Source organism: Streptomyces sp. NPDC086080 (assembly GCF_044540255.1).
GTDB lineage: Bacteria > Actinomycetota > Actinomycetes > Streptomycetales > Streptomycetaceae > Streptomyces.
The window spans coordinates 144,046-156,007 of sequence record NZ_JBITRU010000015.1; the positions used below are offsets into that span (position 1 = coordinate 144,046).

The following is an 11,962-nucleotide window of genomic DNA, read 5'->3' on the forward strand; positions in this document are numbered from 1 at the left end:
GATCAGGCTGTAACCGGTCGTTCGACCAACGACATCGCGAGCTGGGGAAGTTCCGCGAGGTCCGCCGCGGCCCCACTCAACCAGTGCACCCGGGGATCGCGCCTGAACCATGAATCCTGACGGCGCGCGAAGCGCTTGGTGGCACGTACGGTCTCGGACCGGGCCTCCTCGAGGGTGCACTCCCCTGCGAGGGCCGCGAGCACCTGCTGGTAGCCGAGCGCTCGCGACGCCGTACGCCCCTCGCGCAACCCTTGCGCCTGAAGTGCGCGCACTTCGTCCACCAGACCCGCGTCCCACATCCGGTCGACCCGCCGGGCGATGCGCTCGTCCAGTTCCGGGCGGGCCACGTCGACGCCGATCTGAAGTGTCTCGTAGACCGAGTCGTGGCCCGGGAGGTTGGCGGTGAAGGGCCTGCCGGTGATCTCGATGACTTCGAGCGCGCGGACGATGCGGCGGCCGTTGCCCGGCAGGATCGCCCGTGCGGCCGCGGGGTCCGCCGCGGCGAGGCGCGCGTGCAGCGCACCGGGTCCGCGCAGCGTGAGTTCCTCCTCCAGACGGGCCCTGACCTCGGGATCGGTGCCCGGGAACCGAAGGTTGTCGACGGCTCCGCGCACATAGAGACCGGATCCGCCGACCAGGACGGGCCAGCGTCCGTCGGCGAGCAGCGCGTCGATCCGTTCCCGGGCCAGCCGTTGGTACTCGGCGACGGACGCGGTGACGGTGACGTCCCAGATGTCCAGCAGATGGTGCGGGACACCACCGCGCTCCCCGGGCGTCAGCTTGGCGGTGCCGATGTCCATCCCCCGGTAGAGCTGCATCGAGTCGGCGTTGACGACTTCTCCGCCGAGCCGCTGGGCCAGAAAGACGCCCAGATCGGATTTTCCGGCCGCGGTGGGCCCGACGACGGCGATGACACGGGGGACGAGGGGTGCGCTGCTCACCGATCCAGTCTCGCAAACCTCGCACCCCGCTCTCGAACGGGTTACGTGACGCCGCACCGGCCGGGTCGTTGCCCGTTGCGAGGTTCCCGTCGCCGGATCGCGGCGGCGATGGCCGGGGTCACACGAACGGACACATCGGGCGGCGCGGAATGTCGCCCGTACGAGTAATGTATGGAGTGGATATGGGCGTTTTTGCACGGCTTTTTCGGAGGCCGAAGACCACGGAGGAGACGGCAGCCGCCGAGGCCCGGGCCGACGGAGTGACAGCCGGTGCGGGCGCGGAGGACGGGATCGGTGCGCAGGACGCGGCCGGGACCACGGAGCCGAAGGGCACCACCGGGGCCCCGGAGACCGCGGAGCCTGCGGTGCGGGAGGCCGGCCGGGTCACCGGCACCGAGGCCGTCGACATCCCGAAGCAGCAGTCCTCCGAGGCCGCCGGCAGTGAGGCCGGGGAGGGCGCCCGCACATAGGTCGCCGCGAGGGAAGGTACATCATGGGTCTGCTGGACAATCTGAAGGCCAAGATCGGCCCGGCCAAGGACAAGGTCTCCGGCCTCGCGCAGCAGCACGAGGGCAAGATCCAGCACGGTCTGGACAAGGCCGCGCAGACCGTCGACAAGCGGACCAAGGGCAAGTACAGCGACCGGATCCAGTCGGGTACCGGGAAGGCCAAGGGCGCCGTGGACCGCTTCACGCACAAGAACGACCCCGGCGGCCCGGGGACGGACGACACCACCACGCCGCCGGCCGGGCCGCCGCCCGCTTCCTGAGCGGCACACCGACGGACGGCCGCGGAGCACACCGATCGCTCCCGGCCGTCCGCCGCTGCCGGCATCGGACGGAGGGCGCCGGAACGCGCCGCCGGCCGTGCCGGCGCACGGCCCGGGACGACGACCGGAGACCGGCGGGCGGCCTGCGGCCGTGGGCGTCCAACAGCGCGGCCGACGCGAGCCCGGACCGGGTGACGGCGGCCGGACCGACGGCCGCGGACGGTATCGGCCTCTAGGACCAGGTGGCCACGATGTAGCCCACCCCGTACGGAGCGTCCTCGTACAGCAGCGTGCCTTCCAGCTTCCCGTTCCCCGCCGCCGCGCCGGCGAGTACCTGCCAGGGTGCCCGGCCCGACACCCTCAGCTCGCGGGCCAGCCCGGCGTCCAGTGAACGCAGCGCTCCGGTGTCGGCGGCGCCCAGGGCGCGCGCGAGCCGCGCGTCGAAGGGGGCCGCGCGCTCGTCGAGGTAGCCCGGTGCCTTGAGCGTGCGGCAGGCACTGGCGTCACCCATCACCAGCATCGCCACCCGCTCCGCCCGGCCCGCGATGCGCTCCCCCTCCTCGGTACACCGCTCGGCCGTGAGAGGTTCCCCCACGCCCCGGCCCTCGACGGGAGCGTCCGTCCATCCGGTCCGGTTCAGCAGCCAGGCGCCGACGGCGAGCCCGTACGGCAGTTCCCGCCCGGCCGTGTCCTCGCCCTGCCCCAGTCGTACGTCCAGGTCGACGCCGAAGCCCCGGAAGGACCCCGCAGTGCCCTGCGGATAGGTCTCGGGCCCGGTGCCGTCCGCCGGGCCGACCACCACCAGCAGATCGGGCCGGGCGGCGGCGAGCACCCCCAGGGCGTCCGTGCACGCGGCGCGCGCGGTGTCCAGCTCGGGGGCGGCACCCGCGGCGACCTGCGGCACGAGCAGCGGCGGGCAGGGGCAGACTGCGGCGGCGACAAGCATGATCAGCAGCCTACTGCGGCCCGGAACGGCGGCACGGTCCACCACCGGGCGTGGCCGTACCGCCGGGGGGCGGGTGGGCCGGGTCAGTCGACGGCGCAGCCGCCGGTGGCCGCGGGAAGCGGCTCGGGCACGCCCACCTTGGGCAGGCCGAGCAGCACGCCCGCGGGTCGTGCCGCCTTCTCGCCGCTGCGCCTCTCCCAGGCGTCACCCGCGCGGGTGCGGCGCACGTCCAGCACGGCACCCTCGGCGAGGAGATGGTGCGGGGCGGCGTAGGTGATCTCGACGGTGACCACGTCGCCGGGGCGCACGTCCCGCTCGGGCTTGGTGAAGTGCACCAGGCGGCTGTCGGGGGCACGGCCGGAGAGGCGGTGCGTGGTGCCGTCCTTGCGGCCCTCGCCCTCGGCGACCATCAACTCCAGCGTGCGGCCGACCTGCTTCTTGTTCTCCTCCCAGGAAATCTGCTCCTGGAGGGCGACCAGCCGCTCGTAGCGTTCCTGGACGACCTTCTTGGGGATCTGCCCGTCCATTTCGGCGGCCGGGGTGCCGGGACGCTTGGAGTACTGGAAGGTGAACGCCTGGGCGAAGCGGGCCTCGCGGACCACGTGCAGGGTCTGCTCGAAGTCCGCCTCGGTCTCGCCGGGGAAGCCGACGATGATGTCGGTGCTGATCGCCGCGTGCGGAATCGCGGACCGGACCTTGTCGATGATCCCGAGGAAGCGCTCCTGCCGGTAGGAACGGCGCATCGCCTTCAGGACCGGGTCGGAGCCGGACTGGAGCGGCATGTGGAGCTGCGGCATCACGTTGGGCGTCTCGGCCATGGCGGCGATGACGTCGTCGGTGAAGTCGCGCGGGTGCGGGGAGGTGAAGCGGACGCGCTCCAGGCCGTCGATCGTCCCGCAGGCCCGCAGCAGCTTGCCGAACGCCTCACGGTCGCCGATGTCGGAGCCGTACGCGTTGACGTTCTGGCCGAGCAGGGTGATCTCCGAGACCCCCTCACCGACCAGGGCCTCGATCTCGGCGAGGATGTCGCCGGGGCGGCGGTCCTTCTCCTTGCCGCGCAGCGCGGGGACGATGCAGAAGGTGCAGGTGTTGTTGCAGCCGACGGAGATGGAGACCCAGGCGGCGTAGGCGCTCTCGCGCCGGGTCGGCAGCGTGGAGGGGAACGCCTCCAGCGACTCGGCGATCTCGACCTGTGCCTCCTCCTGGACGCGGGCGCGCTCCAGCAGGACGGGCAGCTTGCCGATGTTGTGCGTGCCGAAGACGACGTCCACCCAGGGGGCCCGCTTCACGATCGTGTCGCGGTCCTTCTGCGCCAGGCAGCCGCCGACCGCGATCTGCATGCCGGGTCGGCTCGCCTTCTTCGGGGCGAGGTGGCCGAGGTTGCCGTACAGCTTGTTGTCGGCGTTCTCCCGCACGGCGCAGGTGTTGAAGACGACGACGTCGGCGTCGCCGTCGGACCCCTCCGCGGCGCGGACGTAACCCGCGTCCTCCAGCAGCCCGGACAATCGCTCGGAGTCGTGGACGTTCATCTGGCACCCGTAGGTGCGTACTTCGTACGTGCGCGTGCCGCCCACTGACTGGCTCCGGTCGATGCTGCTCATGTCCCCAAGAGTAGGCGGTGCCACGGACAGCTCTCCCGCGCGGAGGCCCGTAAGCCCCGCGGGCCCAGGTGGTACGCGGTGCCCGGAGCACCGGCGCGCGGCCGGGGCCCGCCGCGGGCCGCGGCGGCCGTCGGGTCCGCGCGGAGGGCGACCACGCGTCCTCCCGGCGGGCGGACCCGCTCAGGCCTCCCCGCGCGGTGTCCATCCCTGCCGGCGCAGCACCGCCGAGACGTCCGGAGCCTCGTAGTGGTCGCCCTTGAGGATCTTGCCGTCGGCACGTCGGCCGACCTCCCCGCCGGGGCCGAGCTTGGTCATGTTGGAACGGTGGACCTCGGCGATCACGTCGTCCAGGCCGATCCCGTGGACCAGCGCCGTGCCGTACGCGACATAGACGACGTCGGCCAGTTCGTGCGCCAGCCGGTCGAGCGGGCCGGTGACCGACACCTCGGCGACCTCCCTGGCCTCCTCGGCGAGCAGTCCGCCGCGGTGGGCGGCGAGGTCCGGCGAGACCTCGGACGGTTTGTCCCGCGCGTCCAGCCCGAACGCACGGTGGAACTCACGCACCAGATCGGCAGGCGAAGCACTCATGCCGCGACTGTAGCGGTGCGCCCGCGCCACCCCTTTCTGTGAGCTCCGCCCTGGTCAGCGGAGACACGGGCTGGCAGGATCACGCGCATGTCCCCCACGCTGTCCCGGCTCGGCAGGCGACGGGCCCTGCGGGGCGCGGCCGCCGCCCTCGTGGCGCTCGGGCTGCTGCTGTGGTGGCTGGCCCCCTGGAGCGAGGACCCGCCCGGCGGGGCGATCACCCTGAGCACGGGCACCCGTGCCGGGGTCTACCAGAAGTACGGCGAGCTGTTGCGCACCTCGCTCGGCAAGAACATGCCCGACCTCGATGTCCGGCTGGAGACGAGCGACGGCTCGCAGGAGAACGTGCGCCGCGTGGCGACCGGCCAGGCCGACTTCGCCATCGCCGCGGCCGACGCGGTGGAGACGTACCGGCTGGACCACCGGCCCGGCGCCGACCGGCTGCGCGGGGTGGCGCGCCTGTACGACGACTATGTGCAGCTCGCGGTCGCGCCCGGCTCGGGTATCCGCTCCGTCGGGGATCTGCGGGGCAAGCGGGTCGCCATAGGGCCGCCCAAGTCGGGGGTCCGGCTCATCGCCGACCGGGTGCTCACGGCCGCCGGCATCGATCCGGAGAAGGACATCAGGCCCTCCTCCGACGGCATCGACACCGGCCCCGCGCGACTGGGCCACGGTCTGGACGCCTTCTTCTGGTCCGGCGGGCTGCCCACGGACGGACTGAAGACGTTCGCCGAGCAGTCCGCGCTGCGGTTCGTGCCGATCGAGGCGGACCTGGTCGCGAAGCTGCACGAGCAGGGCGGCGCCACGCGCTACTACCGGGCCACGAACATGCCGGAGTCCGCCTACCCGGGCAGTCAGCTCGGCTCGGCCGTCCCGACGATGGCGGTGTCCAACCTCCTGATCACCCGGACGGACGCGGACCCCCGGCTCACCGAGTGGCTGACCCGGGTCGTGCTCAGGAGCCGCGACGGCATCGGCGCGCACGTCCACTCCGCCCAGCTGGTCGACGTACGCACCGCGATCTACACCGATCCGCTGCTGCTGCACGAGGGCGCGCGCCGCTACTACCGGTCCGTCAAACCCTGAGCCGTCGGCTCACCCGCGGGCGCGTCCCTCGGCACGGTCACCGTCACCCGCAGTCCGTGCGGCTCGTGCCGTCCGTACGCGATCGAGCCGCCGCCCGCCGCGAGCAGGGCCCGGGAGATGGACAGACCGAGACCCGACCCCTTGATGTTCTGGTGCCGGCCGCTGCGCCAGAAGCGGTCGCCGACGCGGGTCAGCTCCTCCTCGGTCAGTCCCGGGCCGTCGTCGGTGACGACGACCGTGGAGGTGTCACCGTTGGACGAGACGCTCACCTCGACGGTCTCGCCCTCGGGCGTGAACTTCACCGCGTTGTCGATGACCGCGTCGAGCACGCTGGACAGTGCGACGGGGTCGGCCCACGCGGTGGTCGGCGGGCAGGCTCCGGTCAGCCGCACGCCCTTGGCCTCGGCGGCGGGTGACCAGGCGGCGACGCGCTCGGCGGCGAGGGCGCCGATGTCGGCGACCTGGAGGTGCGGCTCGCTGTGCTCGGCCAGCGCGAGATCGAGCAGATCGTCCAGGACCTCCGCCAGGCGCCTGCCCTCGGCCTGGACAGAGGCGATCTCCGCATTGCCCTCCGGCAGCTCCAGGGCGAGCAGCTCGATCCTCAGCAGCAGCGCCGAGAGCGGGTTGCGCAGCTGGTGGGAGGCGTCCGCGACGAAGGCGCGCTGCTGCTCCAGCACGCTCTCGACGTTGTCCGCCATCTCGTTGAACGACCGGGCGAGCCGTCTGAGCTCCGGCGGTCCGCCGGCCGCCGCGACCCTGGACTTCAGCCTCCCGGTGGCGATGTCGTGGGTGGTGGCGTCCAGGACCCGTACGGGTCGCAGCACCCAGCCGGTCAGTCGCAGGGCCGCGCCGACGGCCAGCAGCATCGCGGCCGCCTCCCCCGCGGCGATGACCAGCCAGCCGCGCAGGATGCGGGACCGCATCTGCCCGGTCGGCGAGTCGGTGACCACGACGGCGACGACGTCACCGTCCCGGATGACGGGTGAGGCCACCACGAGACTGCGCCGCTGCCAGGGCCACACCTGCTCGGGGTCGTGGCTGCGCCGGCTGAGCAGCGCCTCCTCGAAGGCGTCGCGCACCTCGCCCGTGGGGGGCAGGAACCAGTCGGCCGGGGCGTGCGCCATGGGCGAGTCGTTGCGGTAGAAGACACCCGCGCGGATGCCGTACACCCGGTGGTAGCTGCGGAGCTCGCTGCTGAGCGTCTCCCGGCGCTCGTCGGTATCCCCGGCGGTCGGGGCGGCGGGCTCGGTGACGAACTGGGCGAGGGCAGCGAATCGCGCGGTGTCGTCGATCCGGTCGACGACGACCTTCTGCTGCTGCGCGCCGGCCAGACTGACGGCCAGCGGGATGCCGAGAGCGAGCAGCACGGCCGCCATCAGGACGATGAGCAGCGGAAGCAGACGCGTATGCACCTGGTGCCGCTAGCCCGTCGGGGCGACGAGCCGGTAGCCGACGCCGCGTACGGTCTCGATGAGGGCGGGCATGCGCAGCTTGGCGCGCAGGGAGGCGACGTGCACCTCCAGGGTGCGCCCGGTCCCCTCCCAGCTGGTGCGCCACACCTCGCTGATGATCTGTTCCCGGCGGAAGACGACTCCCGGCCGCTGTGCGAGCAGGGCGAGCAGATCGAACTCCTTGCGGGTCAGCTGCACCACCGCACCGTTCACGCTGACCTGGCGGGTCGGCAGCTCGATACGGACCGGGCCGAGGCGCAGCTCCGTCTCGGTGCTGCCCGTGGCCTCCTCCTGGACGCTGCGCCGGCTGACGGCGTGGATCCGTGCGAGCAGCTCGCCCGTGTCGTAGGGCTTGACCACGTAGTCGTCGGCACCGAGGTTGAGTCCGTGGATGCGGGAGCGGACGTCGGACCGCGCGGTGACCATGATCACCGGGGTGGCGGTGCGTTTGCGGATCTTGCCGCAGACCTCGTAGCCGTCCTGGTCGGGCAGCCCCAGGTCGAGCAGGACCACGCCGAAGCCGTCCCCCTCGGGGACCAGCGCCTGGAGGGCCTCCTCGCCGCTGCGCGCGTGGGTGACGTCGAAACCGTGCCGCGCCAGCACCGCCGACAGGGCGGCGGCGACGTGGTTGTCGTCCTCGACAAGAAGCAGTCTCACCAGGGCCCCCTTCGGTTCATCGGCCGTACGATCCGTCTCTGTGAAAACGCGTGAACGCGCGCGTGCACTGTGCAGTCACGCCGATGAATGAGGACGGCGTCAAGAGAGTTCCGGTTGCGCTTTCGTACCGTTACCCGGCCGAAATCACCCCTGCTCACAAGTGCTACGACAGGTGTCCGATTGCTATCGGATCGTGATGCTCAGATTCCCCTCAGATGTAATGACGCAGGTCTGGAGGATTACTACTCTCCTCCGAAACCGAGGAGGACGGAGCCTGAGAGCGATGACCGAAGTATCGGTGGCCAAGGAAGATGTGGCCGCGACCGGCGATCTGGTCGTCCTGAAGAGCGTCAACAAGCACTTCGGCGCGTTGCACGTACTCCAGGACATCGACCTGACGATCGCCCGCGGCGAAGTCGTCGTGGTCATCGGACCCTCCGGGTCCGGCAAGTCCACCCTGTGCCGCACCATCAACCGACTTGAGACGATCGACGACGGGTCGATCACCATCGACGGCAAGCCCCTGCCCGACGAGGGCAAGGAACTCGCCCGGCTCCGGGCCGACGTGGGCATGGTCTTCCAGTCCTTCAACCTCTTCGCGCACAAGACCGTGCTGGAGAACGTGACGCTGGGCCAGGTCAAGGTCCGCAAGAAGGACAAGAAGGCGGCCGAGGAGCGGGCCCGTGCCCTGCTCGACCGGGTCGGCGTGAGCGCGCAGGCCGAGAAGTACCCCGCACAGCTCTCCGGTGGCCAGCAGCAGCGTGTCGCCATCGCGCGGGCCCTGGCGATGGAGCCCAAGGTCATGCTCTTCGACGAGCCGACCTCGGCTCTCGACCCCGAGATGATCAACGAGGTGCTGGAGGTCATGCAGCAGCTCGCCCGCGACGGCATGACCATGATCGTCGTCACCCACGAGATGGGATTCGCCCGTTCGGCTGCAAATCGTGTGGTGTTCATGGCAGACGGTCGCATCGTCGAAGAGGCCTCGCCGGACCAGTTCTTCAGCAACCCGCGCAGCGACCGCGCCAAGGACTTCCTGTCGAAGATCCTTCACCACTGACAGCGCCCCTCGGGCCCTGCCGATTCGCGTCACCGGACATGGACCGGGCCGCATCATTTCACCAGTCAAAGGATGTGCACCATGAAGCTCCGCAAGGTCACCGCCGCCTCGGCCGCCGTGTTCGCCCTCGCCCTGACCGCGACCGCCTGTGGCGGCGACGACAGCGGTAACAGCGGCTCGTCCTCCTCGGGCGGCGGCGAGAAGATCAAGATCGGCATCAAGTACGACCAGCCCGGCCTCGGGCTGAAGGAGCCGGGCGGCGACTTCTCCGGCTTCGACGTGGACGTGGCGACCTACGTCGCCAAGGAGCTCGGCTACGAGCCCGACCAGATCGAGTGGATCGAGACCAAGAGCGCCGAACGTGAGAACGCCCTCTCGCGCGGTGACGTGAAGCTCATCGCGGCGACCTACTCGATCACCGACGAGCGCAAGCAGAAGGTCGACTTCGCCGGCCCGTACCTGCTGGCCCACCAGGACCTGCTGGTCAAGGCCGACTCGGACATCTCCGAGGCCACCGACCTGAACGACAAGAAGCTCTGCTCGGTGACCGGCTCCACCTCGGCGCAGAACGTCAAGAAGGACTTCGCTCCGAAGGCCCAGCTGAGTGAGCGCGGTGGCTACTCCGAGTGCCTGTCCGCCCTGCAGACCGGCCAGGTGGACGCGCTGACCACCGACGACTCGATCCTCGCCGGCTACGCCGCGCAGGAGCAGTACAAGGGCAAGTTCAAGCTCGCCGGCCTGAAGCTGAGCAACGAGAACTACGGCATCGGCGTCAAGAAGGGCGACACCGAGACCCTGAACAAGGTCAACAAGGCCCTCGAGAAGATGGTCAGCGACGGTTCGTGGCAGAAGGCTGTCGACGAGAACTTCGGCCCGGCGAACTACAAGAACGAGGAGGCCCCGAAGATCGGCCAGCTCGTCCAGTAAGGCGGGACTTCTCCGACGCAGGATCCCCGCGGCAGACGCGGGGATCCGCCGACGTGCCGCCGCCCACCACTTCCCCGGCGGCGGCGCGTCACGTCCGACACGTACGTCACACACCCGGAAGCGCGGGAGATCGTGTTCGACTTTCTTTCAAACTATGACGACCCGTCCCTGCTGGGCGCTTTCTGGGTCACGGTGCAACTCACCGTCTTCTCGGCCATCGGATCCCTGGTCTGGGGCACCCTGCTGGCGGCCATGCGGGTCAGCCCGGTCCCGCTGATGCGCGGGTTCGGCACCGCCTACGTGAACATCGTCCGGAACATTCCCCTGACCGTCATCATCGTCTTCACGTCGCTCGGCCTCGCCGACATCTTCGGCCTGGCGATGGGTGCCCCGGACGACTTCGAACTCAAGTACTTCCGGCTGGCCGTGCTCGGTCTCGTCGCCTACACCGCCGCCTTCGTGTGCGAGGCGATCCGTTCCGGCATCAACACGGTGCCCGTCGGGCAGGCGGAGGCCGCACGGGCCCTCGGGCTGAGCTTCAGTCAGGTGCTCCGGCTCGTCGTGCTGCCCCAGGCCTTCCGCTCGGTGATCGGTCCCCTGGCCAACGTGCTGATCGCGCTGACGAAGAACACGACCGTGGCGGCCACCATCGGTGTGGCGGAGGCCGCGCTGCTGATGAAGGAAATGATCGAGAACGAGGCACAGACGCTGCTCATCGGCGCGGTCTTCGCCTTCGGGTTCGTGGTACTGACCCTGCCCACCGGCCTGTTCCTCAACTGGCTGAGCAAGCGCCTGGCGGTGAAGCGATGACTTCTGTTCTCTACGACGCTCCCGGCCCGAAGGCCAAGCGGCGCAACCTGATCTTCTCGGTCGTCTTCTTCGTCCTGCTCGCCCTGCTGCTGTGGTGGGTCTGGCGGGTGCTGGACGACAAGGGCCAGCTCGAATGGTCCCTGTGGGAGCCCTTCACCACGTCCGACGCGTGGACGACGTACCTGCTGCCGGGCCTGGCCGACACGCTGAAGGCAGCGAGTCTCGCCATGGTGATCGCCCTCCCGCTGGGCGCGATCCTCGGCATCGCACGTTTGTCCGACCACCGTTGGGTGCGTGGCCCGGCCGGCGCGGTGGTCGAGTTCTTCCGCGCCATCCCGGTGCTGCTGCTGATGCTGTTCGCCAACGAGTTCTTCGCCCGTTCCACGGACGTCAGCAGTGGCGACCGGCCCCTGTACGCGGTCGTCACCGGCCTGGTGCTCTACAACGCCTCGGTCCTCGCCGAGGTGGTCCGGGCCGGCATTCTCGCCCTGCCCCGGGGCCAGAGCGAGGCCGCCCAGGCGATCGGTCTGCGCAAGAGCCAGACGATGCGCAGCATCCTGCTGCCGCAGGCGGTCACGGTCATGCTCCCGGCGATCGTCAGCCAGCTGGTCGTCATCGTGAAGGACACCGCGCTGGGCGGCGTGATGCTCGGCTTCACCGAACTGCTCAACTCGCGCGGCACGCTGGCGGCCAACTACGCGAACGTCATCCCCAGCTTCATCGTGGTGGCGGTCATCTTCATCGTCCTCAACTTCATCCTCACCTCGTTCGCCTCCTGGCTCGAGGCACGGCTGCGCCGCAGCAAGCGGAGCACGGGCGCGGTGCTCGGCGCGGACGACATCGACGACCTCAACGCGGCCGAGGTGGGCGGCACGCACGGGACCGGTGCGGGCGGCACCATCTGACATCCCCCTGCCGTACGGGATCACTGTGGCCCGCCGGGATTCGGCGGGCCACAGCCATGTCGAGTTGCCGGCCGATCCGGTTGGTGCCGCGGAGCCGTACGCCCGGGGCTGGTGTGATGAGCAGTCAAGTGATGGGGCGGGCCGTTGCCCTCTTTCTTGATCGCCACCGGCCTTCGGTCACTTGACGCAAGCACCGGCAATAGGTTGCATACGTTCTGTGATCG

At 70.4% G+C, this 11,962-nt stretch carries 13 protein-coding genes; 7 read left to right on the plus strand and 6 right to left on the minus strand.

Annotation, left to right across the window (positions count from 1 at the left end):
* Nucleotides 1-2: 2 nt before the first annotated feature.
* Entirely contained in the window at nucleotides 3-941 is a 939-nt protein-coding gene (gene miaA / locus ACIF9R_RS19530) for a tRNA (adenosine(37)-N6)-dimethylallyltransferase MiaA (RefSeq protein ID WP_399981417.1), read from the minus strand.
* Between the two features lie 182 nt (nucleotides 942-1,123).
* Between miaA and ACIF9R_RS19535 the strand changes: the two genes are divergently transcribed.
* Together ACIF9R_RS19535 and ACIF9R_RS19540 are read left to right on the plus strand one after the other, a co-directional pair.
* Complete coding sequence (locus tag ACIF9R_RS19535; protein WP_399981419.1) at nucleotides 1,124-1,411, plus strand: hypothetical protein; 288 nt, start codon at nucleotides 1,124-1,126, stop codon at nucleotides 1,409-1,411.
* A 23-nt stretch (nucleotides 1,412-1,434) separates the two neighbouring features.
* Nucleotides 1,435-1,710 carry an antitoxin gene (locus tag ACIF9R_RS19540; RefSeq protein WP_399981422.1) on the plus strand — a complete coding sequence of 92 codons (276 nt, stop codon included), beginning with the start codon at nucleotides 1,435-1,437 and terminating at the stop codon, nucleotides 1,708-1,710.
* Between the two features lie 232 nt (nucleotides 1,711-1,942).
* Here ACIF9R_RS19540 and ACIF9R_RS19545 read toward each other — a convergent pair whose 3' ends face one another.
* The 3 genes from ACIF9R_RS19545 to ACIF9R_RS19555 form a co-directional block, all read right to left on the minus strand.
* Entirely contained in the window at nucleotides 1,943-2,656 is a 714-nt protein-coding gene (locus tag ACIF9R_RS19545; RefSeq protein WP_399981424.1) for a class III extradiol dioxygenase subunit B-like domain-containing protein, read from the minus strand.
* Between the two features lie 83 nt (nucleotides 2,657-2,739).
* Nucleotides 2,740-4,257: a tRNA (N6-isopentenyl adenosine(37)-C2)-methylthiotransferase MiaB gene (miaB, locus tag ACIF9R_RS19550; RefSeq protein ID WP_399981427.1), complete on the minus strand. Its 1,518-nt coding sequence runs from the start codon at nucleotides 4,255-4,257 to the stop codon at nucleotides 2,740-2,742.
* A gap of 180 nt (nucleotides 4,258-4,437) precedes the next feature.
* Nucleotides 4,438-4,845 carry a MazG nucleotide pyrophosphohydrolase domain-containing protein gene (locus tag ACIF9R_RS19555; protein ID WP_399981431.1) on the minus strand — a complete coding sequence of 136 codons (408 nt, stop codon included), beginning with the start codon at nucleotides 4,843-4,845 and terminating at the stop codon, nucleotides 4,438-4,440.
* 87 nt (nucleotides 4,846-4,932) lie between these two features.
* Between ACIF9R_RS19555 and ACIF9R_RS19560 the strand changes: the two genes are divergently transcribed.
* Nucleotides 4,933-5,928 (plus strand): TAXI family TRAP transporter solute-binding subunit, encoded by a 996-nt coding sequence (locus ACIF9R_RS19560; RefSeq protein WP_399981434.1) that lies wholly within the window; start codon nucleotides 4,933-4,935, stop codon nucleotides 5,926-5,928.
* On the opposite strand, the gene ACIF9R_RS19565 is transcribed toward ACIF9R_RS19560, so the two are convergent.
* Together ACIF9R_RS19565 and ACIF9R_RS19570 are read right to left on the minus strand one after the other, a co-directional pair.
* Nucleotides 5,907-7,340: a sensor histidine kinase gene (locus ACIF9R_RS19565; protein ID WP_399981437.1), complete on the minus strand. Its 1,434-nt coding sequence runs from the start codon at nucleotides 7,338-7,340 to the stop codon at nucleotides 5,907-5,909. The two genes, ACIF9R_RS19560 and ACIF9R_RS19565, sit on opposite strands and share 22 nt — an antisense overlap.
* 9 nt (nucleotides 7,341-7,349) lie before the next feature.
* The gene (locus ACIF9R_RS19570) at nucleotides 7,350-8,036 is read right to left on the minus strand and encodes a response regulator transcription factor (RefSeq protein WP_399981439.1); all 687 of its coding nucleotides are present in this window, start codon (nucleotides 8,034-8,036) and stop codon (nucleotides 7,350-7,352) included.
* Nucleotides 8,037-8,319: 283 nt separating this feature from the next.
* On the opposite strand from ACIF9R_RS19570, the gene ACIF9R_RS19575 reads away from it, so the two are divergent.
* The 4 genes from ACIF9R_RS19575 to ACIF9R_RS19590 all read left to right on the plus strand — a co-directional run bounded on the left by ACIF9R_RS19575 (nucleotide 8,320) and on the right by ACIF9R_RS19590 (nucleotide 11,738).
* Nucleotides 8,320-9,096 carry an amino acid ABC transporter ATP-binding protein gene (locus ACIF9R_RS19575; protein WP_399981442.1) on the plus strand — a complete coding sequence of 259 codons (777 nt, stop codon included), beginning with the start codon at nucleotides 8,320-8,322 and terminating at the stop codon, nucleotides 9,094-9,096.
* An 81-nt stretch (nucleotides 9,097-9,177) separates the two neighbouring features.
* Nucleotides 9,178-10,023 (plus strand): glutamate ABC transporter substrate-binding protein, encoded by an 846-nt coding sequence (locus tag ACIF9R_RS19580; RefSeq protein ID WP_399981445.1) that lies wholly within the window; start codon nucleotides 9,178-9,180, stop codon nucleotides 10,021-10,023.
* A gap of 132 nt (nucleotides 10,024-10,155) precedes the next feature.
* A complete protein-coding gene (locus ACIF9R_RS19585; protein ID WP_399981448.1) occupies nucleotides 10,156-10,833 on the plus strand; it encodes an amino acid ABC transporter permease in 678 nt (225 codons plus the stop codon).
* A complete protein-coding gene (locus ACIF9R_RS19590; protein WP_399981451.1) occupies nucleotides 10,830-11,738 on the plus strand; it encodes an amino acid ABC transporter permease in 909 nt (302 codons plus the stop codon). Before ACIF9R_RS19585 ends, ACIF9R_RS19590 begins: the two co-directional genes overlap by 4 nt.
* The last annotated feature ends 224 nt before the right edge of the window (nucleotides 11,739-11,962 follow it).

What these genes read in the sequence shown, in the direction of transcription:
- ACIF9R_RS19555 (WP_399981431.1), bottom strand. Translation starts at nt 4,845, where the DNA reads ATGAGTGCTTCGCCTGCCGATCTGGTGCGTGAGTTCCACCGTGCGTTC.
- ACIF9R_RS19580 (WP_399981445.1), top strand. Translation starts at nt 9,178, where the DNA reads ATGAAGCTCCGCAAGGTCACCGCCGCCTCGGCCGCCGTGTTCGCCCTC.
- miaB (WP_399981427.1), bottom strand. Translation starts at nt 4,257, where the DNA reads ATGAGCAGCATCGACCGGAGCCAGTCAGTGGGCGGCACGCGCACGTAC.
- ACIF9R_RS19590 (WP_399981451.1), top strand. Translation starts at nt 10,830, where the DNA reads ATGACTTCTGTTCTCTACGACGCTCCCGGCCCGAAGGCCAAGCGGCGC.
- ACIF9R_RS19540 (WP_399981422.1), top strand. Translation starts at nt 1,435, where the DNA reads ATGGGTCTGCTGGACAATCTGAAGGCCAAGATCGGCCCGGCCAAGGAC.
- ACIF9R_RS19545 (WP_399981424.1), bottom strand. Translation starts at nt 2,656, where the DNA reads ATGCTTGTCGCCGCCGCAGTCTGCCCCTGCCCGCCGCTGCTCGTGCCG.
- ACIF9R_RS19575 (WP_399981442.1), top strand. Translation starts at nt 8,320, where the DNA reads ATGACCGAAGTATCGGTGGCCAAGGAAGATGTGGCCGCGACCGGCGAT.
- ACIF9R_RS19560 (WP_399981434.1), top strand. Translation starts at nt 4,933, where the DNA reads ATGTCCCCCACGCTGTCCCGGCTCGGCAGGCGACGGGCCCTGCGGGGC.
- ACIF9R_RS19535 (WP_399981419.1), top strand. Translation starts at nt 1,124, where the DNA reads ATGGGCGTTTTTGCACGGCTTTTTCGGAGGCCGAAGACCACGGAGGAG.